The organism is Neorhizobium puerariae (assembly GCF_042429745.1).
Taxonomy (GTDB): Bacteria; Pseudomonadota; Alphaproteobacteria; order Rhizobiales; family Rhizobiaceae; genus Neorhizobium; species Neorhizobium puerariae.
Genome location: NZ_JBHMAA010000025.1, coordinates 37,327 through 62,479, shown reverse-complemented (window position 1 = coordinate 62,479; position 25,153 = coordinate 37,327). Strand labels below are relative to the sequence as shown.

The window sequence follows — 25,153 nt, the reverse complement described above, 5'->3', positions numbered from 1 at the left end:
GGTCACCCTTGCAGACGGCCGGATCGTCCACCTGCGGCCCTCCGGTAACGCACCCGAAATGCGCTGCTATGTCGAGGCGCAAAACCAACTCACCGCTAAAAAACTGCTGCGGCAGGGGCTGGAACTGATCCGCGAATGGGCGTCGGGACAGAAACCCTGACGGCCCGGAACCGGGCATGAACCGGAAAACGAAGCGACAGCAGGCCCGGAGCTAACGCCCGTCGCGTGAAAAGAGCCCCACGCGGCAGACTTTAACTTGTTGTTTCACGCATGCCGCAAGGCCGTCGCACGGCTTTGCGCGATGCATCAGGGGCCTGCACGAGAATCAGTCGACCTCGTGCCGGTGGTCGAGATACCATTTCACGAAGGCTTCGACCCCCTCTTCCAGCCCCGTCCCGGGTTTCCGTCCGGTCAGGGCGACGAGCAGGTCGGGACTTGCGAAGGTTCTCGGCACGTCGCCCTTCTGCATCGGCAGCATCTTCCGCCTTGCCGGCTTCCCCATGATCCGCTCGATGGTCTCGACGAAATCGAGAAGGCCTGACGGCTGCCCGCCTCCGATATTGACCACGCGGAACGGTCCCTGGGCGGACAGCGTATCGATACCGGCGACGCGGTTTTCCTCGCCCGGGAAGATCCGCGACAAGTCGATGATCGAATCCACCAGATCGTCGATATAGGTGAAATCCCGGCTCATCTTGCCTTCGCCGTAGATCTCGATCTCGCGGTCCTCGATCATCGCCTTGACGAACTTGAAGAGCGCCATGTCGGGCCGGCCCCAGGGACCGTAAACGGTGAAGAAACGGAACGCCGTCGTCGGCACCTTGTAAAGATGGGCGTAGGAATGCGCCATCAGCTCCATCGCCTTCTTGCTCGCGGCATAGAAGGTGAGCGGCTCATCGGCCTTGTCGGCCTCCCGGAACGGAACTTCGGGATTGGCGCCGTAGACCGAGGAGGTCGAGGCGAGCATCAGGTGGTCCACACCCTGGTTCCGGGCGATTTCCAGAACGTTCCAGGACCCGACCAGATTGGAATCGAGATAGGCCTTGGGATTTTCGAGGCTGTAGCGCACGCCCGCCTGGGCGGCGAGATGGATCAGGACGTCCGGCCTGAAACCGGCGCTCTCCTTCTCCAGGAGCGGCTTGTCCTCCAGCATGCCGACGACCGGCCGGAAACCGGGAAACTGCGCCAGCGCCGCATTGCGCGCTTCCTTGAGCCGCAGGCTGTAATAGGGGGTCATGCCGTCGAAGCCCAGGACCTCATGGCCGTCCTCCAACAGGCGTCGCGCCACATGGAAACCGATAAAACCCGCCGTTCCGGTAATGAAATAACGCATCTGTGGACCCACCCATCTTCTCGGACGATCCCATACTCCGTCATCCACGGGTTGGACAGCCGTTTCCGAGAACAGGGGCGGATTTTAATGGAAAAGCCGCAATCTCGCCGGCGGCGTGCCGGGCCGGCCGTTCTTGCGGTCGACGGCGAACTGGATCAGGTCCATGGAGGCCTGGTCGGTGAGCGGCTTCGCCATGACGCCGACAGCGCCGGAAACGCCGGAGGCGACTAGGCCGGGATTGCCGGTGATCATGATGACCACGATGCCGCATTCGGCCAGCGCGGTCGCAATCGCCGGACCGGTCTCGCCATCGGCCAGGCGTACGTCCACGAAAGCGATATCCGTATCGCGCGTGTAGTTCAGCGCCACGCTCATATCGGGGGCGATGCCGACGACATCGTGCCCGCTTCGGTGAACCGCATCCTCGATATCCATGGCTACCAGCAGACTGTCCTCGACGATCAGGAAACGGTATTCCACGGTCAGGCCCTCCCGGATTCTGAAGATGCAAATAGAATCCGATCGCTTCTTGGCAATAGGAGCGAAGGCCAATTGCCGATTTTTTGATCGGCAATCGTCGGGAAGCGTTCGCGCCTTGCATTTCGGGAACCCGCCTCCCCCGGATTTCATCCGCCAGCGAAAGGCGACCGGGAGGGAGGAGCCCGCCGGCCGCCGGGGACCTATGTGGAAGAGCGGCCGGCGCGCCCGTCGCCGGGGGCCTGTTCTTCCATCAAACCAGGACGGCCTGATCGACGCGGTCTTCCCGGCCGAAGAATTTCAGATAGCGCTCCACCTCGGCCGGATCGCCGGTCGCCTTGCGCGGATTGTCCGAAAGTTTCACGGCCGGACGGCCGTTCGCCTCGCTCACCTTGCAGACCACGGAAATCGGCATCAGCCCGGCGATCTCGCGCGGCGCGCATCCGGCGAAGTCGTTCGTCAGGTTGGTGCCCCAGCCGAAGCTCATGCGCACCCGCCCCTCGAAATGCCGGTAGGTATCGATGATCGCGTCGACATCCAGCCCGTCGGAGAAGATCAGCATCTTGCCCCTCGGGTCGCGGCCCATCTTCTTCCACCACGCTATGATCTTCTCGCCGCCTTCGATCGGCGGAGCGCTGTCCGGCCTGAACCCCGTCCAGTCCGCCACCCAGTCCGGCGCATCCCGCAGAAAGGCGGCGGTGCCGAAAGCATCCGGCAGGACGATCAGCAGGTTGCCATGATAGAGGCGGTTCCAGTCCTTCAGGACCTCATAGGGCGAATTGCGCAACTCCTCGTCCGTCCTGGCCAGCGCGGCGGCGACCATGGGAAGTTCGTGCGCATTGGTTCCGACGGCTTCGAGATCGGAATCCATGGCGAGCAACACGTTGCTGGTGCCGGTGAACGCCTCGCCGATACCTTCCTTCAGCGCCTCCACGCACCAGCGCTGCCAGAGGAAGCTATGCCGCCGGCGTGTCCCGAAATCGGAGATGCGCAGGCCCGGCAGCATGCGCAGGCGCTCGACCTTCTCCCACATCTTGGCCTTGGCCCGGGCATAGAGCACGTCGAGCGTGAAATAACCGAGCGAGCGCATGGCTGAGCGCGAGCGGAGCTCGTTGATGATCGCGAGGGCGGGAATTTCCCAGAGGGTCGTCTCCACCCACTTGCCGTGGAAGGTCAGCTCATACTGGCCGTCACGCTTGGAGAGCTCGTATTCCGGCAGCTTGTAGCCGGCAAGCCAGTTCAGGAATTCCGGCTCGAAGATCTGCTTGCGGCCATAGAAGGTATTGCCCGCGAGCCAGATCATTTCCTTCTTGGAGAGGCCGACGGTACGGGCATGGTCGAGCTGCTCGCGAAGCACGCCTTCATCGATCTCCTCCGCCAGCTTGACGCTGGTCGTGCGGTTGATCAGCGAAAAGGTCGCATCGACATCCGGATAGAGTTTCCAGATCATCTGCAGCATCAGGAGCTTGTAGAAATCCGTATCGATCAAGCTGCGGATGATCGGGTCCAGCTTCCAGGTGTGGTTGTAGACCCTGGCTGCAATATCGGTCTTGGTCATGCCTGCCCTTGCCCCGGCCCTTCGGGACCGGCTCCGCCGACTGAGATGCATTCGGAGGCAACGGCTGATCAACCTCCGGGCAGTTTTATCGAAAAAAAAGCAGAGGAAGTCCAGAACGCAATTCTGGCCTCCGCATGTCGTTGCCGGCAAACCCGGATTGCCCCTGAAGCACGCCGCGATCTTTCAAATCCGCTTGCCGCGCCTCAGGCTGCTGTTTTCCCGCATGTCGTTGCCGCAGGACCGCTGCGCGCCTTTGCGCGCGCGACATGTTCTAGTTGCCGGCGGGCGCACCGGTTGCCGGCGGCGTCGGCGCGGGCGGATTGGCCGGATTGGCGGAAGGAAGCGCATCCGGATTTCGGGGCGTCGTGTCGCCGGCAGGCGGCGTCGCGGTCTGCCCGGCCGGCGGCTCGGTGGCTTCGCCCCACCATTCGGCGCCGCCCCAGGCGATCATGGCGAGCACCAGGCCCGCAACCAGCACCACCAGCACCGGCGCGCCCCACCGGCCCTGCCGCGCTTCGGTGGCGCTCAGCGTTTCCCCGGCCGGCGAGCCGTCCGGGTTCGGGTGGCGGCTCTCGGCTTTCCCGGGATCGAAGCGGCTATTCATGGTTTCGCTCCTTGCTGCAGCCGGATTAACCGGCCCATGCACAAGGAACTGCCTGCGGATATGAATGTTCCGCCGGGATCAATAGCCCGCCTTGACATCCACGACATGTTCGAGAGGCTGGCCCGCCTCGTAACGCGTCATCTGGACCTCGGCATTTCGGAACAGCGCCCGCACGTCGGAAGCCGAGGCGGCATGCGGCGTGACGAAGACATTTTCCAGCGCCCAATAGGGACTGTCCGCCGGCAGGGGCTCCGTCTCGAAGACATCGAGCGAAGCACCGCCGAGGACACCGCTTTCCAGCGCCCCGACCAGATCAGCATCCACCTGGCTGCCACCGCGGCCCGCATTGATGAAAACGGGCTTGCCGAGCGCGCCGCCCTGCCGGAGCTTCCCAAACAGCGCGGCATTGAAAATGCCGCGCGTATCCGACGTCAGGGGAAGCAGGCCGACAAGAATATCCGTTCTGGCGAGAAAGGCATCCAGTTCGCCGCCGTCGAACGTTTCGACGCCTTCGATCGTCTTCCCGCTGCGCGACCAGCCGACCACGTTGAACCCCATGATCCCGAGCTTCCTGACGGAATCCAGACCGAGTACGCCAAGCCCCATCACACCGACGGTGATATCCCCGGCCTCCGGCTGGGAGAGTTCGCGCCAGCGACGCTCCCGCTGCTGCCCGAGATAGGCAGGCACCTGCCTGAGATGGCTCAGGGCCTGCAGGACGACCCATTCGCTCATGCGGTTCGTCAGGCTTTCGTCCACGAAACGGACGATCGGAATATCGGGCAGGCCGGGCATGGAAAGGATATGGTCGACGCCCGCGCCACCCGAAAAGAGAACCTCCAGCTTCGGCGCGCGCTGAAAGATGTTGGGGTCCGGCTTCCAGACGATCGCGTAACGGGCATCCGAAATGTCGAGGCCGGAATCGGAGGCATGCAACACGGCCCTGCCGGAAAAGGCGCCGGCAAGCGCGGCGCCGATCTCGCGCCGTTCGAACTTGAGGTCTATGACGACCGATTTCTTCGCAGACATTCAGGTGACCTTCGGCTATTGGCTGACGGCGCCGGTCTCGACGGCTTCGAGATTGAAGGCGGCCGCCATCAGCGCGCGAGTATAATCTTCCCTGGGCGCCCGGAAAATCCGGTCGGCCGGCCCTTCCTCCACCACCTTGCCAAACCGCATGACGATGACATGGTTGGCGAGGGCCTTCACCACCTTCAGGTCGTGGCTGATGAAGAGATAGGCGAGATCGTGTTTCTTCTGCAGGTCGCGAAGCAGGTCCACGACCTGCGCCTGCACGGTCATGTCGAGCGCCGAGGTCGGCTCGTCAAGCATGACGAAACGCGGCTTCAGGACCATGGCGCGGGCGATCGCGATACGCTGACGCTGGCCGCCGGAGAATTCGTGCGGATAACGCCAGCGCGTGGCCGGGTCGAGCCCCACTTCCGTCAGGGCCCAGGCCACCCGCTCGTCGCGTTCGTCGGCGGAAAGCGACCGCTCATGCACCTTCAGCCCCTCGGCGATGATCTCGCCGACGGACATGCGCGGGCTGAGCGAGCCGTAGGGGTCCTGGAAAACCACCTGCAGCCGGTCGCGGAACGGCCGCATCTCCTTGAAGGAGAACCTGTCGATCTCGTTGCCGATGAAGACGATGCGTCCTTCCGACGCGATGAGGCGGGCAAGCGCCAGGCCGAGCGTCGTCTTGCCGGAACCGGATTCGCCCACGACGCCCAGCGTTTCCCCGGCGCGCAGGGTGAGATCGATGCCATCCACCGCCTTCACATGGTCAACGACCTTGCGCAGCAATCCGGCCTTGATGGGAAACCAGACCTTGATGTCCTTGCCTTGCATCACGACCGGCTTCGAAGGATCGGCCAGCGGCGGTTCGCCACGCGGCTCGGAGGAAAGCAGATGCCGGGTGTAGTCGTGCTGCGGACTGGCGAAGACATCCTCCACCGCGCCGGTCTCGACGATCCTGCCCTTGGTCATGACGCAGACGCGATCGGCGAACTTGCGCACGATGCCGAGATCATGGGTGATGAACAGCATGGACATGCCATGCTCGCCCTTCAGCCGCCGCAGCAGTTCGAGGATCTGCGCCTGCACGGTGACGTCGAGCGCCGTCGTCGGCTCGTCGGCGATCAGGAGCTTGGGACGGTTGGCGAGCGCCATGGCGATCATCACGCGCTGGCGCTGGCCTCCGGAAAGCTCGTGCGGATACGCGCTCAGCCGCTTTTCCGGCTCGCGGATGCCGACTTGGTTGAGAAGCTCGAGGATGCGTCCGCGAGCCGCCTGGCCGGTGATGCCATGATGCAGCTCCAGGATTTCGCCGACCTGCCTCTCGATCGAATGGAGCGGATTGAGCGACGTCATCGGCTCCTGGAAGATCATGGTGATGTCGTCGCCGCGCACGCGGCGCAACTCGGGCTCGGAGGCCTTGAGCAGCTCCTTGCCGTCGAACAGGATCTGCCCGGAAGGGTGGCTTGCGGCCGGATAAGGCAGCAGCTTCAGGATGGAGTTGGCTGTCACCGACTTGCCGGAGCCGGATTCACCGACGAGCGCGACCACCTCGCCCGGATGAATGTCGAAGGAGACCCGGTCGACGGCCAGCACGGTATCCGGACCCTGGCGGAAGGCGACGGACAGATCGCGGACGGAAAGGAGAGGCTCTGTCATCAGGCCAGGCTTTCGATGAGAGAATTGAGCGTTGCTTCATCCGGACGGAGAACGGTAACGGGCGATGCCCGTTTCGTAATGCCGTAGCGAACATGGGTAAGCGAATATTGGTCTTTAATGCCCCTGTCGGCTGTCAGGAAATGCGAGCACTGCGCACCTATGGCCGTCGATAGATGGATTGCATCCGGCAACTTGAGGCTGGAATATTGGGCGCGCATCACTGCCGCGTAACGAAGCGTAGGCGCCACGGCAGGCAGCACTTCGAGCCAATCACTGCTGATCATGAGATTTTCGTAGTTGTCGATCAGGCTATCGTTATTTTCCCGATAGGGTGTCACCAAGAGTTCCGAAAGAGAAAGCTCGCTTGTCGTGAATTTCGGTCCGTTGGCGGTGTCTATGGTAAACAACTCGGCCAAGATATCTGCAATCGCATCTCTCTTCTCGAATGCCATTATGAAGATATTGGTATCAAGGTAGACTTTGCGGACGCCCTTCATCAATCGTCCCATTCGTCTCGCAGCTGACGAATCCGGGCAACAGCGTCCTCCGAGCTTACGGAAGGTCTTCCTTCCGCCTTATATCGCTTGATAGCCTCTACAGCCTCTTTTGCCGTCATCGGTTTGCGCCGGATCGAGGAGAGCCCCCCGAAGCCCGGATAAACATCCGTGTGCTCCGGACTTTCTTCTTCGATCACAATTCTTACCGTGGCGTCCTTCTCAAGTCCCTGTCTCAAGTCCTCGGGAAGATTCGCTGCGGGATAATGATCGCGAACAATCTTATTCATGGCTCACAGTCCGTTGCTCCACATCGACATGTGGAAATCTATCGCAAAAGCACACGGAAAACGAGGCTGCATTCACCCGAACGTCTTTCTGGGGTCGAAGGCATCGCGCACGGCTTCGCCGATGAAGATCAGCAGTGACAGCATGACCGACATGGTGAAGAAGGCGGTGAACCCGAGCCATGGCGCCTGAAGATTGTTCTTGCCCTGCTGGATCATCTCGCCAAGCGAGGGAGAGCCGGGCGGCAGGCCGAAGCCCAGGAAATCGAGCGACGTCAACGTCGCGATCGAGCCCGAGAGGATGAACGGCAGGAAGGTCAGCGTCGCCACCATGGCGTTCGGCAGCAGATGCCGGAACATGATCGTCCGGTTGCCGACGCCGAGCGCCCGCGCCGCCCGCACGTATTCGAAGTTGCGCGCCCTCAGGAATTCCGCGCGCACGACCCCCACGAAACCCGTCCAGGAGAAAAGCAGCAGGATGCCGAGCAGGATGAAGAAGCCGGGCGGCAGAATGGAGGCGATGATCAGGAGGATGTAGAGGACCGGCATGGACGACCAGATCTCGATGAAACGCTGGAACAGGAGGTCGGTCCAGCCTCCGAAATAACCCTGGAGCGCGCCGGCCGTCACGCCGATGATCGCCGAGCAGATCGTGAGCGCCAGGCCGAACAGGACGGAGATGCGGAAACCATAGATCATGCGGGCGGTGACATCGCGCGCCTGGTCGTCGGTGCCGAGCCAGTTCATGTTGCCCAGCGTGCAATTCGGGTCCCGGTCTCCCTGGGGATAGGCCTTGCAGCGCTCCGCCTTCTCCATCAGCCAGAATGGCTTGGTCGGCGCGGAATAGGGAAGGTTCGAATTGACCGTCTGGTAGGAATAGCGGACGGGCGGCCAGATCATCCAGCCGTTGGCGCCGATTTCCTGCTGGATGAAGTCGGACCGGTAATCGGTGGTGGCCAGGAAGCCGCCGAATTTCTCCTCCGGATAATCGACAAGGACCGGATAGAGGATTTCGCCCTTGTAGGAGGCGATGACCGGCCGGTCGTTGGCGATGAATTCCGCCAGCAGGCTGAGGATGAAAAGGACCATGAAGATCCAGAAGGACCAGAAACCACGCTTGTTGGCGCGGAAATTGGCCAGCCTTCGCTTGTTGGTCGGCGACAAAAGGGGCCGCTTCTGCGGCGGAGCCACACGGGCGGCGCTTGTGGCGGAAGCCTCCATCAGACATCCCTCCGCTCGAAATCGATGCGCGGGTCGATCCAGGTATAGATCAGGTCGGATATCAGGCTGACGACGAGGCCGAGCAGGGAGAAGATGTAGAGCGTCCCGAAGACGATCGGATAATCCCGGTTGACGACCGAGAGGTAACCGAGCCGGCCCAACCCGTCCAGCGAGAAGATGTTCTCGATCAGGAGCGAGCCGGTGAAGAAAGCCGATATGAAGGCGCCCGGAAAACCGGCGATGACGATCAGCATCGCATTCCGGAATACGTGTCCGTAGAGCACCTGGCGCTCGGTAAGCCCCTTGGCGCGGGCGGTGACCACGTATTGCTTCTTGATCTCGTCGATGAAGGAATTCTTCGTCAGCAGCGTCGTCGTGGCGAAGGCGGACAACGACAGCGCGATCAACGGCAGCGTCAGGTGCCAGAAGTAGTCGACGATCTTCTGCCACCAGGAAAGCTCGGAGAAATTGTCCGAGACGAGGCCGCGCAAGGGGAACCAGTCGAGGAAGGAGCCGCCGGCGAAAAGAACGATCAGCAGAATGCCGACGAGAAAGCTCGGCACCGCATAACCCACGACGATGACGCCGGACGTCCAGACGTCGAAAGTGGACCCGTCCTTCACCGCCTTGCGGATGCCGAGCGGGATCGAGATCACGTAGGACACGATGAGAATCCAGAAGCCCAGCGAAATCGATACCGGCATCTTGTCGACGATGAGGTCGAGAACCGGCGTATTGCGGAAGAAGCTCTCTCCGAAATCGAAGCGGATGTAGTTCCCCATCATTTCGAGAAAGCGCGTCAGGGGCGGCTTGTCGAAACCGAATTGCCGCTCCAGCTTCTTGATGAATTCCGGATCGAGGCCCTGGGCGCCCCGATAGCGGGACTCCCCGCTGCCCCCTTGGTTCATCGTCAGGATATCGCTGCCGCCGGAAAGCCTGTCGCCGGTGTCCTGTCCCTGTATCTGGGCGATCACCTGCTCGACGGGGCCGCCCGGGGCGAATTGCACGACGAGGAAGGAAATCGCCATGATGCCGACGATGGTCGGTATCATCAGCAGGAGACGGCGGATGACATAGGCGCCCATCAGATTTCCCTGCCCATTGCCACGGGCCTTGGCTCAGCGCGTATCCGCATGTCGATCAAATGGCTCTTTCCTCGGTTCTTCGGTGCGAATCATCGGGTTCATTTGGAACAGGTGAGGCATGCCGGCGCAAGCCCGGGCTCACACCAATCACTTGCCGGCATTCGTCGACCACCAGATATCGGGAAAGCCGATGCCGTATTCCGGCAGGGTCGCCGGGTGGGTGATCGTATTCCAGTAGGCGATCTTCGCCTCGCCGGAATAGAACATCGGGATGACGAAATGATTGGCGAGCAGAACGCGATCCAGCGTCTTGACCGCCGCCACCTGCTCATCGCGGTCGGGAGCCGTCGTCACCATGCGGATGAGATCGTCCACCGCCGGATCGGCAATGCCCGCGTAATTGCGCGAGCCGGGCCGGGTCGCGGACTGGGAACCCCAATATTCCGCCTGTTCGTTGCCGGGATTCATCGTCTGCGCCCAGATGCCGTAGATCATGTCGTAATCGAAGCTTCGGACCCGGTTGATGTATTGGGAGGCATCGACGGTTCGGATGCGGGCATCGACGCCGATCTTCTTGAGGCTCGCCACGTAAGGCAGCACCGTGCGCTCCTGCGACTGGCTGTTCAGCAATATCTCGAAGCTCATGGGCCGGCCGGTCCTGGTATTGACCATCTGGTTGCCCTTCAGCTCCCATCCCGCATCCTTGAACAGGGCCACCGCCTTGCGCAGGTTGTCGCGCACCTTCTGCGGATCGCCGCCGACAGGATTGGCATAGGGCGTCGTGAAGACCTCCGGCGGCACCTTGTCCTTCAGTCCCTCGAGTATTTCCAGCTCGCGGCCCTCAGGCAGGCCGGAAGAGGCTAGGCTCGTTCCCCAGAAGAAGCTGTCGACACGCTTCAGGCCGCCATAGGCGAGATTCCTGTTGAGATCCTCGAAATCATAGGCGTAGTTCAGCGCTTCGCGGACCCGCGCATCCTTGAAAATATCGCGGCGGATATTCGGTACGTAGGCCTGCATGACCCCGGTGGCGCGGAAGGGATTCGTCAGCACCTCGCGGGTTATGCGCCCTTCCTTGACCGCCGCGAAATCGTAACGGGTCGCCCAGCGACTTGCGCTGTTTTCCTGCGTATAGTCGACATTGCCGGCGCGGAAGGCCTCGAATTCCACGTCGCGGTCGGAGAAATAGGTATAACTGATCACCCGGAAGTTGTTCTGCCCGGCATTGACCGGCAGATCCTTGCCCCAGTAATCGTCCCGCAACTCATAACGGATGGCGGAACCGGGCTGGGTGGATGCGATCCTGTAGGGGCCGGACCCCATCGGCGCATCGAGCGTCGTGCGGGAGATATCGCGCTGCTGGCCCTGGGCGTTCCTTCCTTCCCACCAATGCTTCGGCAGGATGGGGAAATCGCCGACGATGGAGGGAAGTTCGCGGTTGTTCTTTTCATCGAAGCGGAACGTCACCTCGCGCTCGCCGGTCTTCTCCGCCGAAGTCACATGCCGGTAGTAACCGGAGAAGAACGCGCTGTTTTCCTTCGCCTTCTCGAAGCTGAACACCACGTCTTCCGGCGTCACGGGCTGGCCGTCCGCCCATTTCGCCTCGGGACGAAGCCGGAAGGCCGCCGAAGACATGTCTTCCGGATAGGAAATTGCTTCCGCGAGAAGGCCGTAAGTGGCGAAGACCTCGTCTTCCGAGCGCTTCATGAGCGTATCGAAGATGCTGGAAATGCCTGCCGCAGGAGCGCCCCTGTCGATGACGGGATTGAAATTGTCGAAGGTTCCCTCCTCCGACATGCGCAGCTCCCCGCCCTTCGGCGCATCCGGATTGACATAGGGAAGATGCTTGAAATCTGCCGGCAGTTTCAGCGCGTCGAGCACGGCAACCCCGTGACGCCATTGCTGTTCCTGGGCTGCGACGGACGATGCTTCGAAAACCCCTGCCGCCAAAACGATTGCGAAGCCTATCTTCAGCCGAGCCAAGATCATTCGCTACCCCTTCTCAAGTTCTTTGTTGCGGCGAAGCATAGGACAAAAGCCGGCAAAAAACAGGAGTCCGGCACTCACAACCAATTTATCTGCCGGAAAATCGATGCGATCCGGGCCGATCTCCATTTCACCAAAATCCTGTTTCACGGTAGATTCGACATATCGGGGTGATTTGCGGCGGATGGCATGACATCGATTTCGCGTACAATTCTCAGGCTGACTGCAGCCGCTTTTCTTCTTGGCACCTTCTCAGGCCCGACGATGGCGCAGGAAGGCACGCCGGCAAAGCAGCTGTTCGGCGGAGTGGCGCTGCCGAGCAATGCCGAACCCCAGCCGCTCGGCTTCTACGCCAAGGGCTGCATGTCCGGCGCCGTCGCGCTTCCCACCGACGGACCGACCTGGCAGGCCATGCGCCTTTCGCGCAACCGCCGCTGGGGCAACCCGGAAATGATCGCGCTTCTGGAACAGTTCTCCCGCGATGCCGCCAGGCTCGGCTGGGGATCGGGGATTCTTGTCGGCGACATCTCGCAACCGCGCGGCGGCCCCATGCTTTCCGGCCATTCCTCGCACCAGATCGGCCTCGATGCGGATGTCTGGTTCACGCCGAAGCCCGAACGGACGCTCTCGCCGCAGGAGCGCGAGAACATGCCGTTCACCTCCATGCTCGACAAGAGCAAGTTCCTGACCGTCGATTCCTCGAAATGGACGAGCACGCATGCCAAGGTCGTCATGAAGGCGGCGAGCTACCCCCAGGTGGAACGGGTCTTCGTCAATCCGGCGATCAAGAAGAAGCTCTGCGACACCTGGACCGGCGACCGCTCGCTGCTCGGCAAGGTGCGTCCCATCTACGGCCACGACGAACATTTCCATATCCGCATCTCATGTCCGCCCGGCGCCCCCGGCTGCCAGAAGCAGGCGGCCGTCACCAAGGGGGACGGTTGCGACAAATCGCTCGCATGGTGGTTCACCAAGGAACCGTGGGAGCCGCCAAAGCCCGATCCGAACAAGAAGCCGGTCAAGCCGCGCCCCGTCACGCTGTCCGACCTGCCCAGGGCCTGCGCGGCCGTGCTTGCCGCCCCGGCGCGTTCCGAGGAGGAAGCGACCTTCGGCGGCGGCGCGATGGCCTATACGGCCCAGCCGGCGGCGCCCCTGCCGGTGAAGAACATCGAGGCGATCATCGACGAGCAGCCAACCGCCTCGGCCAACGTGCCGGTGCCGACACCGCGCCCGCTGCAATAGTCCCCGGAATGACGCCGGCATTGAAACTGCCGGCCACTCCGCACCTTCCCAAGGGCGCGGCGGCACGCTAGAAGCAGTGCAAATCGATTGAAACCGCCCCCGGGGAAGGACGCCCGTTCATGTCGGTCAAGCCCTGCATCGCGCTGATAGCGCACGACCAGAAGAAGGACGACATGGCGGATTTTGCCCGCCATCACCAGGCCGCGTTGTCCCGCTTCCGCATCGTCGCGACCGGCACGACCGGCGGGCGGGTTCAGGACGCCTGTCCGGAACTGAAGGTCACACGGCTCAAAAGCGGGCCGCTCGGCGGCGACCAGCAGATCGGCGCGATGATCGCAACCGGCGAGGTCGACATGCTGATTTTCTTCATCGACCCCTTGAGCGCATTGCCCCACGATGTCGACGTGAAGGCCCTGACCCGGCTTGCGACCGTCTATGACATACCGATGGCGCTCAACCGTGCCACAGCCGAAAAACTCATCGACTTTCAGAAGGACTGAGCTCCCCGATGGCCGATAGCTCGAAAAGCGACACCCTTCCCTTCCCCATCCTCATCGGCGATATCGGCGGCACCAATGCCCGATTCTCGATCCTGATCGACGCTCGCGCGGAACCGAAACCCTTCCCCCATGTCCGCACCGCGGACTATGCGACCATCGACGAAGCGATCCAGCAGGTCGTGCTCGACGAGGCCTCCGTTCGGCCGCGTTCCGCGATCCTTGCGATTGCCGGACCGATCGACGGCGACGAAATCGACCTGACGAACTGCGCCTGGGTGGTCCGGCCGAAGGCGATGATCGCCAATCTCGGCTTCGAGGACGTGCTGGTCGTCAACGATTTCGAGGCGCAGGCGCTGGCCGTCGCCGCCCTGCCGGAGGAATATCGCGAAACCCTTGGCCCGGATGGCGAGCCGCATCTTGCTTCCCGCGTCGTGCTTGGCCCCGGCACCGGGCTTGGCGTCGCGGGGCTCGTTTATGCCCGGCAGACCTGGTTCCCGGTTCCGGGCGAAGGCGGGCATGTGGATGTCGGCCCGCGCTCGGAACGGGATTTCCAGATATTTCCGCATCTCAGGAGGATAGAAGGCCGCGTGTCCGCCGAGGAAGTCCTGAGTGGCCGGGGCGTCGTCAACATCTATCAGGCCGTCTGCGCTGCCGATGGTGTGAACCCCGCCTTTTCCGATCCGGCGGACATCACCGCGCGCGGCCTGAACGGCACGGACCCGCAGGCGGTCGAGACGCTTTCGCTGTTTTCCACCTATCTCGGCCGCGTGGCCGGCGACATGGCGCTGATCTTCATGGCGCGCGGTGGCGTCTACCTTGCCGGCGGCATTTCCCAAAAGATCGTCCCGGCGCTGAAAGGCCCCGAATTCCGGGCCGCATTCGAAGACAAGGCCCCGCATTCGGAACTGATGGGCACGATCCCGACCTTTGTCGTCACCCATCCGCAGGCCGCGCTTGCCGGGCTCGCAAGCTTCGCCCGCACGCCTTCGGCCTACGGAATTTCAACCGACGGTCGCCGGTGGCGGCGGTAGTTCCGACCATGCCGGAATGCAACAGCCTGTCCGAATCTTGCCCCCGCTGCTTTCAAAAACGGTCCCGAGCGTTTAATACGCCCCTCACATGAAAGTCGGCACTGCCGACGAAACGGGAAGGGCCTTTTTGAAAGCCGCCAGCGAAAAAAAACAGCACGTCGGTTCCGAGACGGTTGTGTCAGTCTTAAAACGGGTGATCGCCGAAAACGGCCGGGACCACATCCGCGGATATGTTTTCGCGATCCTTTGCCTCATCGTCGTGGCCCTTTCCACCGCATTCACGGCCTGGATCATGGAATCCGTCGTCAACGAGGCATTCGCCAACCGGCGCGCGGACGTGGTGTGGCTGATCTGCGGAGCGATCCTCGCCGCCTTCGTCCTGCGCGGTTTCGCGACCTACGGGCAGGCCGTGACGCTTTCCAAGATCGGCAACAATATCGTCGCGCGCTACCAGCGACGGCTCTATTCGCACCTGATGACGCTCTCCGTGGGTTTCTTCGCGGAAGCACGGTCGGCGCATCTTGCCGCCCAGGTCAGCCAGAACGTCGCCGGCATCCGCGACGTCCTCAACCTGACCGTCACCTCGACGGCCCGCGATCTGCTGACGCTCATCTCCCTGATCGGGGTCATGGTCAGCAAGGACTGGGTCCTGTCGCTGATCGTCTTCGCGGTTGCGCCACCGCTCCTCTACGCTCTACGATACGTCTCCCGGCGCCTCAGGGCTGCCACGCGGGAATCGGTCGAGGTCAACAGCCGCGTTCTCGGGGCCATGCAGGAAACCATCCAGGGCATTGCCGTGGTGAAGGCCTTCACCATGGAGCAGGAGCTCGAGCGGAAGGTGAACGGCATCATCGACACCGCAGAGCGCCGCGCCAATCGTATCGCACGGCTTTCGGAACGCACGTCACCGCTCACCGAAACCTTTGCCGGGTTTGCGATATCGAGCGTGCTCGCCTACGCGGCCTTCCGATCGATCTACGACGGAGTGCCTCCCGGCGCCTTCTTCGCCTTCGTCACCGCACTGCTGCTGGCCTACGATCCCGCCCGCCGGCTCGCCAAGCTGCAGGTCCAGATCGACCGCGCCGTGGTCAACGCGCAGATGATCTACGCATTGCTCGACATGCAACCCGCGCAGCGGGAAAGGCCCGGCGCGAAGGATCTCACCGTGACGGACGCCCGCGTCGAACTGAAGGGCGTCACTTTTTCCTATGCCAGCGGCGCGCCGATTCTCAGGGATGTCCACATCGTCGCCGAAGGCGGCCAAACCACGGCCCTGGTCGGCCAGTCGGGCGCCGGAAAGTCGACGATCATCAACCTCATCCCGCGTTTCTACGACCCTACGGAAGGGCAGATCCTGATCGACGGGCAGGACATAGCGGGCGTGACGAAAGCCTCGCTGCGCCACCAGCTCGCCTATGTCTCGCAGCAACCCTATCTCTTCGAAGGGACGATCCGCGACAACATCCGCTACGGCCGGCCGGATGCGACGGACGAGGAAGTCGAAACGGCCGCACGGCTCGCCTATGCGCACGATTTCATCCTCGCCCAGCCGTTCGGCTACGAGACGCCCGTCGGCGAAAACGGCGTGACGCTTTCCGGCGGCCAGCGCCAGCGTCTTTCCATCGCCCGCGCGCTGGTGCGCAATGCGCCGATCCTGCTTCTCGACGAAGCGACCTCCGCGCTCGACAACGAATCGGAAGCCGCCGTGCAGAAGGCGCTCGACACGGCCATGCGCGGCCGCACCGTGATCGTCATCGCCCATCGCCTTTCCACCGTCGTCAAGGCGGACAAGATCGTGGTCATGCACGAGGGCCGCGTCATGGAAGAAGGCACCCACGAGGTGCTTGCGCAGCGCAAGGACGGCCTTTACGCTCGCCTCAACAATCTGCAATCGCGTGAAAACAGCATCTGACGGACCGGGGACCGCACCGCACATGACCGCAAATGACATGAAACTCGTGGTGGTTGGCGCGGCGGGCCGGATGGGCCAAGCCCTGATACGGGTGATCCACGAGACCGAAGGCGTGACGCTGCATGCGGCCGTGGGACGCGAAGGCTCGGCTTTCATCGGCAAGGATGCGGGCGAGATCGCAGGCGTCGGCGCACTCGGCGTGCCCGTCACCACCGATCCGCTGCAGGCCTTTCTCGATGCGGAAGGCGTGCTCGATTTCACCACCCCGGCAACAAGCGTCACCTTCGCCGGTCTCGCCGCGCAAGCGCGCATCGTGCATGTCATCGGCACCACCGGCTGCTCGGTGGAGGACGAGGAAAAGTTCAGGGCCGCCGCCCGTCACGCCCGCGTCGTCAAATCCGGCAATATGAGCCTCGGCGTCAATCTGCTGAGCGTGCTCGCGGAGCAGGCGGCAAAAGCTCTTCCCGCGGCCGGATGGGATGTGGAAATCGTGGAAATGCATCACAAGCACAAGGTCGACGCACCGTCCGGCACCGCGCTCCTGCTCGGCGAAGCGGCGGCGAAAGGCCGCGGAATCGACCTCGCGAGCAAGTCGGTCCGGGTCCGCGACGGCCATACCGGTCCGCGGCCGGGCGGCACGATCGGTTTTGCGACGCTGCGCGGCGGCTCGGTCGTCGGCGATCATTCCGTCATCCTCGCCGGGGAAGGTGAACTCGTCACGCTCTCCCACAGCGCGCGGGACCGCTCCATCTTCGCGCGCGGCGCAGTGGCGGCCGCGCTCTGGGCGCGGGACAAGAAGCCAGGTTTTTATTCCATGCTCGACGTGCTCGGGCTTTCCCACTGAACTTCCGGAGGAATTCTTTTCATGAGCGGCACTCTCGTCCTCGTTCGCCACGGCCAGAGCAAATGGAACCTGGAAAACCTGTTCACCGGCTGGCGCGACCCTGATCTCACCCCGCTCGGCATCCAGGAAGCCGAAACGGGCGGGCAGGCGCTTGCCGATACGGGCATCAAGTTTGACATCGCCTTCACCTCGGCGCTGAAGCGCGCCCAGGATACGCTGAAGATCGTGCTTTCCAAGGTCGGCCAGCCGAACCTCGAGACGATCCGCGATCAGGCCCTGAACGAGCGGGACTACGGCGATCTCTCCGGCCTCAACAAGGATGACGCCCGCGCCAGGTGGGGCGAGGAGCAGGTGCATATCTGGCGCCGCTCCTACGACGTCCCGCCGCCCGGCGGCGAGAGCCTGCGCGACACCGGCGCCCGCGTCTGGCCCTATTACATGACGGAAATCCTGCCGCGCGTGCTGCGGGGCGAGACGGTGCTGGTCGCGGCCCACGGCAATTCGCTGCGCGCGCTGGTGATGGTGCTCGACCGCCTGAGCAAGGAGGAAATCCTGAGCCTCAACCTCGCGACCGGCGTGCCGATGGTCTACAAGCTCAACGCCGATTCGACCGTCTCCTCCAAGGAAATCCTCGGCGACATGTCCGGCGCGCATTGACGGCTGCGTCATCGGCCCGGAACCGTTCCAATTTCGGACCAATGATACAGTTTCAGTAGGTTGAAGCGCAGTTTTCTTCTGTTCGCAATACCGGCCCCTGTACGGAACAAGGGTCGGTATTTTCAATTTCCGATGGTGAACTGGACCATATCCGCCGGGAAGCGGCTGACGGCATATTGCACCGGCGCGCCATTCGTATCGGTGTTCAACGCCTTGGCGACGAGGATGATCGCTCCGGGCGACAATTGCAGGTCGGTGAGATCCGCTCCATCCGCGTGAACGGCCGTGACCTCGGTGGAAACACGCAAATAGTCGGAAAGGCCAAGCGCCCTGAAAGCCAGGGTAATCGAACCGCTCTCCTCGTAGGCTTCCGTGATCCCGTGGAACCGGCCGGCCGGAAACCAGTTGGTCGAACGCGAGACCGGGCGGCGGTCCGCCTTTCTCAGCGCCTCCAGCCGGATGACCGGCGCTCCCTGGGGGATGCGCAAGCGCGCCGCAAGATCGGCCGATGCCGTCTCCTCCGCCGATTGAAGGAGCAGCCCCTCCTTTTCCCGCGCCTGGTCTCCGATCCCCTCGCTGAAACGGGTGCGCTGCGAGATCGGGAAATTCAGGCGCTCCTTGCGCTCGATCAGCGTGCCGCGGCCCTGCACGGGGCGGACTATGCCCTCCTGCGCCAGCGCGGCAAGCGCGCTTCTCACCGTGTGGCGGTTCACCCCGAACTGGGCCGCGAGCACTATTTCGGGCGGGACCTTGCCGGTGGAATCATATTCGCCGTTCGCGATCGAGGCCCGGATGCGATCGGCAATCTGCCGCCAGAGAGCCACGCCGTTCTGCCGCTGGACGTTTATTCGCCCCACATCCATGTCACACGCCTGTTATATCCGAAGGTTATGAATAAAAGTGATTTGTACAGTTGTCTATATTAATAGACATTTAAGGGTTTGGCAATGGACCTGGCAAAACAAACCGAGCCGAAGGCGGAAGACGCCGGGCGCCGCCGCGCCGCCGACCTGCTTGCACGCGCGAAGACCGAGGAACTGCGCAACGCCTGGGACAAGCTCCCCACCAGGCCGGAAGTGAAGCCCGTGCGCGGGCCGGAAACGGGCCTTGTCATGGTGCGCGGGCGTATCGGCGGCGGCGGCGCGCCCTTCAATCTCGGCGAAGCGACGGTCACGCGCGCCACCATCCTGCTCCCCTCGGGCACGGCCGGCCATGCGCATGCGCTCGGAACGGACAAGGAAAAGGTAAGGCTGGCCGCGATCTTCGATGCGCTCTGGCAAGAGAGCGGGACGTCCGGTTTCGTGGAAACCGCCTTGCTTGCCCCCATCGAGGAGCGCATCGCGGCGGAGGACCGGCAAAAAGCAGAGGAGACGGCGGCCACCCGCGTCGATTTCTTCACGATGGTACGGGGGGAGGACTGATGAACATCAAGGCGCAATCGCTCTCCGGCGGTTTCGGAGAACCCGTATTCGAATCGCAGAGCGTGTTCCGCATGTTGATGGACGGCATGGCGCGGCCGGGTACGATCCGCACCGTCGGCCCGGATGTCGGCCAGCCCGAGCCGCTTGGAGGGGCAGCCGGCGCGATCGCATTGACCCTTTGCGACCATGAGACGCCCGTGTGGCTGAGCAGCGGCCTGGCGAAATCGGCCGTCGGTGAATGGATCGTGTTCCACACCGGCGCAACGATCACCCGCGAAAAGGCCGAGGCTCGCTTCGCCTTCGTGGAAGCTGGCGCCACGCTCGCCTCCTTCGGCCTCTTTTCCCCTGGCACACAGGAATACCCGGACCGTTCCACGACGCTGGTGATCGAGATCGCGGCACTTGGCGAAGGCCAGACGCTCACGCTGAGCGGCCCCGGAATCCAGCATGCGACGGCGGTGAAGGTGAAGGGCCTGCCCGAGGTCTTCCCGCGGCTGTGGGCGGACAACCGGGCCCTGTTTCCACGCGGGATCGACGTCATCCTGGTGGCCGGCAAGAACCTTCTTTGCCTTCCGCGAACGACCAAGATCGCCATCCAGTGAACGGGACGCCCGTTTGTCCGGCCTTCGGGCGGAATGACCAACCCTTTCCGGCATCAGCGGGGAATGCCGGTCGATGGGCAGGAGAGTGAAATAATGTATGTTGCCGTCAAAGGTGGCGAGACCGCCATCAGAAACGCTCACCGGCTGCAGGCCGACCGGCGCCGGGGCGACCGCTCGCTCCCTTCCGTCACCATAGACCAGATCGTCGAGCAGCTCGGGCTTGCCGTCGACCGGGTGATGGCGGAAGCCTCGCTCTACGACAGGGCGCTGGCCGCGCTGGCCGTTCGCCAGTCGCGCGGCGACCTGATCGAGGCGATCTTCCTGCTGCGCGCCTATCGCACCACCCTGCCGCGCTTCGGCGCGTCGATGCCGGTCGACACCGCGGCCATGAAGGTGGAGCGGCGCGTTTCGGCCACCTACAAGGATCTTCCGGGCGGCCAGCTTCTCGGCCCCACCTTCGACTACACGCACCGCCTTCTCGACCCTTCGCTGCTCGCCGACGAGCCGGTCGACGAGCCGGACCGGAAGGACGCCGCCGGGGAGAATGTCATGCGCGTCTCGGACATCCTCGCCCATGAAGGGCTGATCGAAGGGGACGGGGAGTTTTCCGAGGACCATGTCGCCGGCGACCTCACCCGCGAACCGATGGAGTTCCCGATGAGCCGGGATCTCCGCCTGCAGGCGCTCGCCCGCGGCGACGAGGGCTTCCTGCTGGCGCTCGGTTATTCGACCCAGCGCGGTTACGGCCGCAACCATCCCTTCGTCGGGGAGATCCGTATCGGCGAGGTGGAGGTGGAACTGGACATCCCCGAACTCGGCTTTGCCGTATCGCTCGGCCGCATCCGGGTCACCGAATGCCAGATGGTCAACCAGTTCAAGGGCTCGTCCAAGGCGCCGCCGCAGTTCACGCGCGGCTATGGCCTCGTCTTCGGCCAGAGTGAGCGCAAGGCGATGTCCATGTCGCTGGTCGACCGGGCGCTGCGCGCCGAAGAACTCGGCGAGGATATCGGCGCTCCGGCGCAGGACGAGGAATTCGTCATCTCCCACTCGGACAACGTTCAGGCGACCGGCTTCGTCGAGCACCTGAAACTGCCGCACTATGTCGACTTCCAGGCGGAACTCGCACTGGTGCGGAAGATGCGTTCCGACATCGATGCCGCCCGAAACGGCCAGAAAGACATGCAGGAGGCCGCCGAGTGACCGACCTTGCCACCTACAACTTCGCCTATCTCGACGAGCAGACGAAGCGGATGATCCGCCGGGCGATCCTGAAGGCGATCGCCATCCCCGGCTATCAGGTGCCGTTCGCCTCGCGCGAAATGCCGATGCCCTACGGCTGGGGCACAGGCGGCGTGCAGGTCACCGCCTCGATCATCGGGCCGGACGACGTACTGAAGGTGATCGACCAGGGTGCCGACGACACGACCAATGCCGTCTCGATCCGCGCCTTCTTCCAGAAGGTGGCGAACGTCGCCGTCACCACCCATACCAGGGATGCGACGATCATCCAGACCCGCCATCGCATTCCGGAGCAGACGCTCGCGGAGGGGCAGATCCTCGTCTACCAGGTGCCGATTCCGGAACCCTTGCGTTTCCTGGAGCCGCGCGAGACCGAGACCCGCAAGATGCATGCGCTGGAGGAATACGGCCTCATGCATGTGAAGCTCTACGAGGACATCGCCCATAACGGGCGCATCTCGAAGACCTATGCCTACCCCGTGAAGGTCGCCGGGCGTTATGTGATGGACCCCTCGCCGACGCCGAAATTCGACAATCCGAAAATGCACATGTCGGAGGCGCTGCAGCTCTTCGGCGCCGGCCGCGAGAAGCGCATCTATGCGGTGCCGCCCCATACCGAGGTGGTGAGCCTCGATTTCGAGGACTATCCGTTCGAGATCCAGACATTCGAACAGCCCTGCGCGCTGTGCGGCGCCGAAGGCGTGTATCTCGACGAGGTCGTGCTCGACGACAAGGGCGGACGCATGTTCGTCTGCTCCGATACCGACCATTGCGAGGAGCGCCGCGAGCACGGGCATGCGGGAGAGATGCTCGCGCCCAGCAAAGAGGCCGCAGAATAATGACCGATACCCCTCTTCTCAAGGTCAGCGGCGTTTCGAAATTCTACGGCAGCCGCATCGGCTGCAAGGACGTCTGCTTCGAGCTCTGGCCGGGCGAAGTGCTTGCAATCGTCGGCGAATCCGGCTCGGGCAAGACGACGCTGCTCAACTGCCTTTCCACGCGGCTCATTCCGACGACCGGCAGTGTCGAATACCGCATGCGCGACGGCAATTTCCGTGATCTCTACCATATGAACGAAGCCGAGCGGCGCTTCCTGATGCGCACAGACTGGGGTTTCGTGCACCAGAACCCGGCCGATGGGCTGCGCATGACCGTATCGGCCGGCGCCAATGTCGGCGAGCGGCTGATGGCGATCGGCGACCGGCACTACGGCAGGATTCGCGAGACGGCGAGCGACTGGCTCGCCCGCGTCGAGATCAGCACCGACCGCATCGACGACCAGCCGCGCGCCTTTTCCGGCGGCATGCGCCAGCGCCTGCAGATCGCCCGCAACCTCGTCACCCACCCGCGCCTGGTGTTCATGGACGAGCCGACCGGCGGCCTCGATGTTTCCGTGCAGGCCCGCCTGCTCGACCTGGTGCGCGGGCTCGTCAACGATCTCGGCCTGTCGGCCGTCGTTGTCACCCACGACCTCGCGGTCGCGCGCCTGCTGTCGCACCGGATGATGGTGATGAAGGACGGGTATGTGATCGAGCACGGGCTCACCGACCGGGTTCTCGACGATCCGCGCGAGCCTTACACGCAGTTGCTCGTCTCCTCGATCCTCCAGGTTTGAGGAGACGCATGGCCCCCGAAAGACGGGACGACCTCCGTTCTTCGGACAGGGCCATGCGAAAACAAGGATAAACCCATGGCTACTCCCCTCGTCGTTTCGGAAGTCTTCAAGAGCTTCATCATGCACCTGCGCGACGGCATCAAGCTGCCGGTCGTCAACGACGTGAACTTTTCCGTCGCAAGCGGGGAATGCGTCGTGCTGGGCGGTCCGTCCGGCATCGGCAAGAGTTCGATCCTGAAGATGCTTTACGGCAATTATGCCGTCGATTCCGGACAGATACTCGTCGATCACAGGGACCGGCTCGTCGACATCGCCCATGCCGACCCGCGCACCATCATCGACGTGCGGAGGCACACGATGGGCTATGTCAGCCAGTTCCTGCGCACCGTGCCGCGCGTCGCGGCCCTCGACGTCGTGGCCGAGCCGCTCGCCGCCCGCGGCTCCGATGCGGCGGAGGCGAAGGACAGGGCCGCCGAACTTCTCTCGAAGCTCAACCTGCCGAAGGAACTGTGGTCGCTGCCGCCCGCCACCTTCTCCGGCGGCGAACAGCAGCGGGTCAACATCGCCCGCGGCTTCATCACCCGCCACCGCATCCTGCTTCTCGATGAACCGACCGCCTCGCTCGACGCCGTGAACCGCCGCGTCGTGGTCGACATGATCGCGGAGAAGAAGCGCGAAGGCGTCGCGCTTCTGGGCATATTCCACGACGAGGAAGTCCGCGAGGCGGTGGCCGACCGCATCCTCGACATCACGCAGTTCTCCCCGCGAAAGGCGGTTGCAGCATGAGCACGAAACTTGGTCTGGAGCCGGCTATCCATCCGAGCGCCAGCGTCACCGGTTCCACTCTCGGCCGGTACACGGAAATCTCCGAGCGCTGCCGCATCGACGAGGCCGAGATCGGCGACTATTCCTACATCATGCAGGACGGATCGATCTGGTGCGCGACAATCGGCAAGTTCGTCAACATGGCGGCTTCCGTGCGCATCAACGCCACCAACCACCCGACCTGGCGAGCGACGCTGCATCACTTCACCTACCGCGCCGCGAACTACTGGGACGACGCCGGGAACGAGGAAAGCTTCTTCGAATGGCGGCGTGACAACCGCGTCGTCATCGGCCATGACGTGTGGATCGGGCATGGCGCGACCGTGCTTCCGGGCGTCACCGTCGGCAACGGCGCGGTGATCGGCGCCGGCGCGGTCGTCTCGAAGGATGTCGCGCCCTATACGATCGTCGGCGGCGTGCCGGCGAAACTCATTCGCGAACGTTTCACGAAAGCGGTCGGCGAGGCGATGGACAGGCTCGCCTGGTGGGACTGGGATCACCTGAAGCTGAGAGCCGCTCTCGAGGATTTCCGGGCACTTTCGGCCGAAGAGTTCCTGTCGCGTCATGCGGCGTAACATAACCGTTACGAACGTCGGCGGATTGTAACAATCCCGACATGAAACCGACATTCAGGCTTCACGAACCGCCGCTAATCGAAACTGTATAACAGGGTTGGACGGACAAGAGAGAATGAAATTCGAGCTGAGGAATGTCACCCGCCGTTTCGGCGACCGCATCGCGGTCAATGCCGTGAACGTCGAGATTCCCCAGGGCCAGATGGTCGGCATCATCGGCCGTTCCGGTGCTGGAAAGTCCACGCTCCTGCGCATGATCAACCGCCTGCAGGAGCCGAGTTCCGGCTCGATCCACTTCGGCGGCGTCGAGGTCTCGGCCCTCAGGGGGGCCGCGTTGCGCAACTGGCAGCGCGACTGCGCCATGATCTTCCAGCAGTTCAACCTCGTCCCGCGCCTCGACGTGATGACCAACGTCCTGCTCGGCCGCCTGAACCACCGTTCGACGGTGATGAGCCTCCTCAAGATCTTCAACCGGGACGAACGCGTCATGGCGATCGCCGCCCTGGAGCGTCTCGGCATCGAGCAGACGGCATTGCAGCCGGCCGGCACGCTTTCGGGTGGCCAGCAGCAGCGCGTCGCGATCGCCCGCGCCCTCGTGCAGGCGCCCAAGATGGTGCTCGCCGACGAGCCGATCGCCTCGCTCGACCCGCTCAATGCCAAGATCGTCATGGATGCGCTTCGCAACATCAACGAGCGCGAAGGCATCACGGTCATCACCAACCTGCATACGCTCGACACCGCCCGCAGCTATTGCGAACGGATCATCGGCATGGCCGGGGGACGCGTCGTCTTCGACGGTCCGCCGCAGGCGCTCGACGCTACGGCCGTGCGCGAGATCTACGGTTCGGACAAGGACGGCGCCGGCATCGACGAATCCATGACGTCGACCAGCCTCGAATCGACGCGCCGCCCGGAAGCCGCGCCCTCCGGCAACGTGATGGCCCAGGCCGCCGTCATGCGCTGACCCGTTGCCGG

General features: G+C 63.3%; 27 protein-coding genes and 1 pseudogene. 15 read left to right on the top strand and 13 right to left on the bottom strand.

Going from position 1 to position 25,153, the window contains the following annotated elements:
* Positions 1–160 (top strand): annotated as a pseudogene (locus ACFFP0_RS22330) (phosphomannomutase); the annotation flags it as partial.
* A gap of 165 nt (positions 161–325) precedes the next feature.
* Here ACFFP0_RS22330 and ACFFP0_RS22325 read toward each other — a convergent pair.
* From ACFFP0_RS22325 to ACFFP0_RS22270, 12 genes are all read right to left on the bottom strand, one after another.
* Complete coding sequence (locus tag ACFFP0_RS22325) at positions 326–1,333, bottom strand: NAD-dependent epimerase/dehydratase family protein (protein ID WP_377264418.1); 1,008 nt, start codon at positions 1,331–1,333, stop codon at positions 326–328.
* A gap of 84 nt (positions 1,334–1,417) precedes the next feature.
* Positions 1,418–1,813, bottom strand: a complete 396-nt coding sequence (locus tag ACFFP0_RS22320) for a response regulator (protein WP_377264417.1) — start codon at positions 1,811–1,813, stop codon at positions 1,418–1,420.
* Positions 1,814–2,063: 250 nt separating this feature from the next.
* On the bottom strand, positions 2,064–3,368 hold the full coding sequence (gene pncB / locus ACFFP0_RS22315; protein ID WP_377264416.1) for a nicotinate phosphoribosyltransferase: 1,305 nt from the start codon (positions 3,366–3,368) through the stop codon (positions 2,064–2,066).
* Positions 3,369–3,639: 271 nt separating this feature from the next.
* The gene (locus ACFFP0_RS22310) at positions 3,640–3,972 is read right to left on the bottom strand and encodes a hypothetical protein (protein WP_377264415.1); all 333 of its coding nucleotides are present in this window, start codon (positions 3,970–3,972) and stop codon (positions 3,640–3,642) included.
* 78 nt (positions 3,973–4,050) lie between these two features.
* Positions 4,051–5,001, bottom strand: a complete 951-nt coding sequence (locus ACFFP0_RS22305) for a 2-hydroxyacid dehydrogenase (RefSeq protein WP_377264414.1) — start codon at positions 4,999–5,001, stop codon at positions 4,051–4,053.
* 15 nt (positions 5,002–5,016) lie between these two features.
* Positions 5,017–6,645, bottom strand: a complete 1,629-nt coding sequence (locus tag ACFFP0_RS22300) for an ABC transporter ATP-binding protein (RefSeq protein ID WP_377264413.1) — start codon at positions 6,643–6,645, stop codon at positions 5,017–5,019.
* A complete protein-coding gene (locus tag ACFFP0_RS22295; RefSeq protein ID WP_377264412.1) occupies positions 6,645–7,142 on the bottom strand; it encodes a type II toxin-antitoxin system VapC family toxin in 498 nt (165 codons plus the stop codon). The genes ACFFP0_RS22300 and ACFFP0_RS22295 overlap by 1 nt, the downstream gene beginning before the upstream one ends.
* Complete coding sequence (locus ACFFP0_RS22290) at positions 7,142–7,429, bottom strand: hypothetical protein (protein WP_377264411.1); 288 nt, start codon at positions 7,427–7,429, stop codon at positions 7,142–7,144. Before ACFFP0_RS22290 ends, ACFFP0_RS22295 begins: the two co-directional genes overlap by 1 nt.
* A gap of 72 nt (positions 7,430–7,501) precedes the next feature.
* Positions 7,502–8,647: an ABC transporter permease gene (locus ACFFP0_RS22285; RefSeq protein WP_377264410.1), complete on the bottom strand. Its 1,146-nt coding sequence runs from the start codon at positions 8,645–8,647 to the stop codon at positions 7,502–7,504.
* Positions 8,647–9,732: a microcin C ABC transporter permease YejB gene (locus ACFFP0_RS22280; protein ID WP_377264409.1), complete on the bottom strand. Its 1,086-nt coding sequence runs from the start codon at positions 9,730–9,732 to the stop codon at positions 8,647–8,649. Before ACFFP0_RS22280 ends, ACFFP0_RS22285 begins: the two co-directional genes overlap by 1 nt.
* Before the next feature lie 147 nt (positions 9,733–9,879).
* On the bottom strand, positions 9,880–11,718 hold the full coding sequence (locus tag ACFFP0_RS22275; protein WP_377264408.1) for an extracellular solute-binding protein: 1,839 nt from the start codon (positions 11,716–11,718) through the stop codon (positions 9,880–9,882).
* Positions 11,719–11,721: 3 nt separating this feature from the next.
* Complete coding sequence (locus ACFFP0_RS22270) at positions 11,722–11,865, bottom strand: hypothetical protein (protein ID WP_377264407.1); 144 nt, start codon at positions 11,863–11,865, stop codon at positions 11,722–11,724.
* 39 nt (positions 11,866–11,904) lie between these two features.
* Here ACFFP0_RS22270 and mepA point away from each other — a divergent pair, with 39 nt between their 5' ends.
* From mepA to ACFFP0_RS22240, 6 genes are all read left to right on the top strand, one after another.
* A complete protein-coding gene (mepA, locus tag ACFFP0_RS22265) occupies positions 11,905–12,957 on the top strand; it encodes a penicillin-insensitive murein endopeptidase (RefSeq protein ID WP_377264406.1) in 1,053 nt (350 codons plus the stop codon).
* A 119-nt stretch (positions 12,958–13,076) separates the two neighbouring features.
* On the top strand, positions 13,077–13,457 hold the full coding sequence (locus ACFFP0_RS22260) for a methylglyoxal synthase (RefSeq protein ID WP_377264405.1): 381 nt from the start codon (positions 13,077–13,079) through the stop codon (positions 13,455–13,457).
* An 8-nt stretch (positions 13,458–13,465) separates the two neighbouring features.
* On the top strand, positions 13,466–14,488 hold the full coding sequence (locus ACFFP0_RS22255; RefSeq protein WP_377264404.1) for a glucokinase: 1,023 nt from the start codon (positions 13,466–13,468) through the stop codon (positions 14,486–14,488).
* An 88-nt stretch (positions 14,489–14,576) separates the two neighbouring features.
* The gene (locus ACFFP0_RS22250; protein ID WP_377264403.1) at positions 14,577–16,400 is read left to right on the top strand and encodes an ABC transporter ATP-binding protein; all 1,824 of its coding nucleotides are present in this window, start codon (positions 14,577–14,579) and stop codon (positions 16,398–16,400) included.
* Between the two features lie 22 nt (positions 16,401–16,422).
* Entirely contained in the window at positions 16,423–17,244 is an 822-nt protein-coding gene (gene dapB / locus ACFFP0_RS22245) for a 4-hydroxy-tetrahydrodipicolinate reductase (RefSeq protein WP_377264402.1), read from the top strand.
* A 21-nt stretch (positions 17,245–17,265) separates the two neighbouring features.
* Positions 17,266–17,901 carry a 2,3-bisphosphoglycerate-dependent phosphoglycerate mutase gene (locus ACFFP0_RS22240; RefSeq protein WP_377264401.1) on the top strand — a complete coding sequence of 212 codons (636 nt, stop codon included), beginning with the start codon at positions 17,266–17,268 and terminating at the stop codon, positions 17,899–17,901.
* A gap of 122 nt (positions 17,902–18,023) precedes the next feature.
* Here ACFFP0_RS22240 and phnF read toward each other — a convergent pair whose 3' ends face one another.
* Positions 18,024–18,764 (bottom strand): phosphonate metabolism transcriptional regulator PhnF, encoded by a 741-nt coding sequence (gene phnF / locus ACFFP0_RS22235; RefSeq protein WP_377264400.1) that lies wholly within the window; start codon positions 18,762–18,764, stop codon positions 18,024–18,026.
* An 84-nt stretch (positions 18,765–18,848) separates the two neighbouring features.
* On the opposite strand from phnF, the gene phnG reads away from it, so the two are divergent.
* The 8 genes from phnG to phnC all read left to right on the top strand — a co-directional run bounded on the left by phnG (position 18,849) and on the right by phnC (position 25,142).
* Positions 18,849–19,322: a phosphonate C-P lyase system protein PhnG gene (gene phnG / locus ACFFP0_RS22230; protein ID WP_377264399.1), complete on the top strand. Its 474-nt coding sequence runs from the start codon at positions 18,849–18,851 to the stop codon at positions 19,320–19,322.
* Positions 19,322–19,924 carry a phosphonate C-P lyase system protein PhnH gene (phnH, locus tag ACFFP0_RS22225; protein WP_377264398.1) on the top strand — a complete coding sequence of 201 codons (603 nt, stop codon included), beginning with the start codon at positions 19,322–19,324 and terminating at the stop codon, positions 19,922–19,924. The genes phnG and phnH overlap by 1 nt, the downstream gene beginning before the upstream one ends.
* Before the next feature lie 93 nt (positions 19,925–20,017).
* Positions 20,018–21,124, top strand: a complete 1,107-nt coding sequence (locus tag ACFFP0_RS22220; protein ID WP_377264397.1) for a carbon-phosphorus lyase complex subunit — start codon at positions 20,018–20,020, stop codon at positions 21,122–21,124.
* Positions 21,121–22,002 carry an alpha-D-ribose 1-methylphosphonate 5-phosphate C-P-lyase PhnJ gene (locus ACFFP0_RS22215; RefSeq protein ID WP_377264396.1) on the top strand — a complete coding sequence of 294 codons (882 nt, stop codon included), beginning with the start codon at positions 21,121–21,123 and terminating at the stop codon, positions 22,000–22,002. Before ACFFP0_RS22220 ends, ACFFP0_RS22215 begins: the two co-directional genes overlap by 4 nt.
* On the top strand, positions 22,002–22,778 hold the full coding sequence (gene phnK / locus ACFFP0_RS22210) for a phosphonate C-P lyase system protein PhnK (RefSeq protein ID WP_377264395.1): 777 nt from the start codon (positions 22,002–22,004) through the stop codon (positions 22,776–22,778). The genes ACFFP0_RS22215 and phnK overlap by 1 nt, the downstream gene beginning before the upstream one ends.
* A 75-nt stretch (positions 22,779–22,853) precedes the next feature.
* A complete protein-coding gene (phnL, locus tag ACFFP0_RS22205) occupies positions 22,854–23,564 on the top strand; it encodes a phosphonate C-P lyase system protein PhnL (RefSeq protein ID WP_377264394.1) in 711 nt (236 codons plus the stop codon).
* Positions 23,561–24,178 carry a DapH/DapD/GlmU-related protein gene (locus ACFFP0_RS22200; RefSeq protein ID WP_377264393.1) on the top strand — a complete coding sequence of 206 codons (618 nt, stop codon included), beginning with the start codon at positions 23,561–23,563 and terminating at the stop codon, positions 24,176–24,178. Before phnL ends, ACFFP0_RS22200 begins: the two co-directional genes overlap by 4 nt.
* Positions 24,179–24,293: 115 nt before the next feature.
* Complete coding sequence (gene phnC / locus ACFFP0_RS22195) at positions 24,294–25,142, top strand: phosphonate ABC transporter ATP-binding protein (RefSeq protein WP_377264392.1); 849 nt, start codon at positions 24,294–24,296, stop codon at positions 25,140–25,142.
* Positions 25,143–25,153 lie beyond the last annotated feature (11 nt).

Excerpts from the sequence above, each read along its gene's own strand:
- ACFFP0_RS22325 (WP_377264418.1), bottom strand. The coding sequence starts at position 1,333 with ATGCGTTATTTCATTACCGGAACGGCGGGTTTTATCGGTTTCCATGTG.
- pncB (WP_377264416.1), bottom strand. The coding sequence starts at position 3,368 with ATGACCAAGACCGATATTGCAGCCAGGGTCTACAACCACACCTGGAAG.
- ACFFP0_RS22310 (WP_377264415.1), bottom strand. The coding sequence starts at position 3,972 with ATGAATAGCCGCTTCGATCCCGGGAAAGCCGAGAGCCGCCACCCGAAC.
- ACFFP0_RS22305 (WP_377264414.1), bottom strand. The coding sequence starts at position 5,001 with ATGTCTGCGAAGAAATCGGTCGTCATAGACCTCAAGTTCGAACGGCGC.
- ACFFP0_RS22300 (WP_377264413.1), bottom strand. The coding sequence starts at position 6,645 with ATGACAGAGCCTCTCCTTTCCGTCCGCGATCTGTCCGTCGCCTTCCGC.
- ACFFP0_RS22295 (WP_377264412.1), bottom strand. The coding sequence starts at position 7,142 with ATGAAGGGCGTCCGCAAAGTCTACCTTGATACCAATATCTTCATAATG.
- ACFFP0_RS22290 (WP_377264411.1), bottom strand. The coding sequence starts at position 7,429 with ATGAATAAGATTGTTCGCGATCATTATCCCGCAGCGAATCTTCCCGAG.
- ACFFP0_RS22285 (WP_377264410.1), bottom strand. The coding sequence starts at position 8,647 with ATGGAGGCTTCCGCCACAAGCGCCGCCCGTGTGGCTCCGCCGCAGAAG.
- ACFFP0_RS22280 (WP_377264409.1), bottom strand. The coding sequence starts at position 9,732 with ATGGGCGCCTATGTCATCCGCCGTCTCCTGCTGATGATACCGACCATC.
- ACFFP0_RS22275 (WP_377264408.1), bottom strand. The coding sequence starts at position 11,718 with ATGATCTTGGCTCGGCTGAAGATAGGCTTCGCAATCGTTTTGGCGGCA.
- mepA (WP_377264406.1), top strand. The coding sequence starts at position 11,905 with ATGACATCGATTTCGCGTACAATTCTCAGGCTGACTGCAGCCGCTTTT.
- ACFFP0_RS22260 (WP_377264405.1), top strand. The coding sequence starts at position 13,077 with ATGTCGGTCAAGCCCTGCATCGCGCTGATAGCGCACGACCAGAAGAAG.
- ACFFP0_RS22255 (WP_377264404.1), top strand. The coding sequence starts at position 13,466 with ATGGCCGATAGCTCGAAAAGCGACACCCTTCCCTTCCCCATCCTCATC.
- ACFFP0_RS22250 (WP_377264403.1), top strand. The coding sequence starts at position 14,577 with ATGAAAGTCGGCACTGCCGACGAAACGGGAAGGGCCTTTTTGAAAGCC.
- dapB (WP_377264402.1), top strand. The coding sequence starts at position 16,423 with ATGACCGCAAATGACATGAAACTCGTGGTGGTTGGCGCGGCGGGCCGG.
- ACFFP0_RS22240 (WP_377264401.1), top strand. The coding sequence starts at position 17,266 with ATGAGCGGCACTCTCGTCCTCGTTCGCCACGGCCAGAGCAAATGGAAC.
- phnF (WP_377264400.1), bottom strand. The coding sequence starts at position 18,764 with ATGGATGTGGGGCGAATAAACGTCCAGCGGCAGAACGGCGTGGCTCTC.
- phnG (WP_377264399.1), top strand. The coding sequence starts at position 18,849 with ATGGACCTGGCAAAACAAACCGAGCCGAAGGCGGAAGACGCCGGGCGC.
- phnH (WP_377264398.1), top strand. The coding sequence starts at position 19,322 with ATGAACATCAAGGCGCAATCGCTCTCCGGCGGTTTCGGAGAACCCGTA.
- ACFFP0_RS22220 (WP_377264397.1), top strand. The coding sequence starts at position 20,018 with ATGTATGTTGCCGTCAAAGGTGGCGAGACCGCCATCAGAAACGCTCAC.
- phnK (WP_377264395.1), top strand. The coding sequence starts at position 22,002 with ATGACCGATACCCCTCTTCTCAAGGTCAGCGGCGTTTCGAAATTCTAC.
- phnL (WP_377264394.1), top strand. The coding sequence starts at position 22,854 with ATGGCTACTCCCCTCGTCGTTTCGGAAGTCTTCAAGAGCTTCATCATG.
- ACFFP0_RS22200 (WP_377264393.1), top strand. The coding sequence starts at position 23,561 with ATGAGCACGAAACTTGGTCTGGAGCCGGCTATCCATCCGAGCGCCAGC.
- phnC (WP_377264392.1), top strand. The coding sequence starts at position 24,294 with ATGAAATTCGAGCTGAGGAATGTCACCCGCCGTTTCGGCGACCGCATC.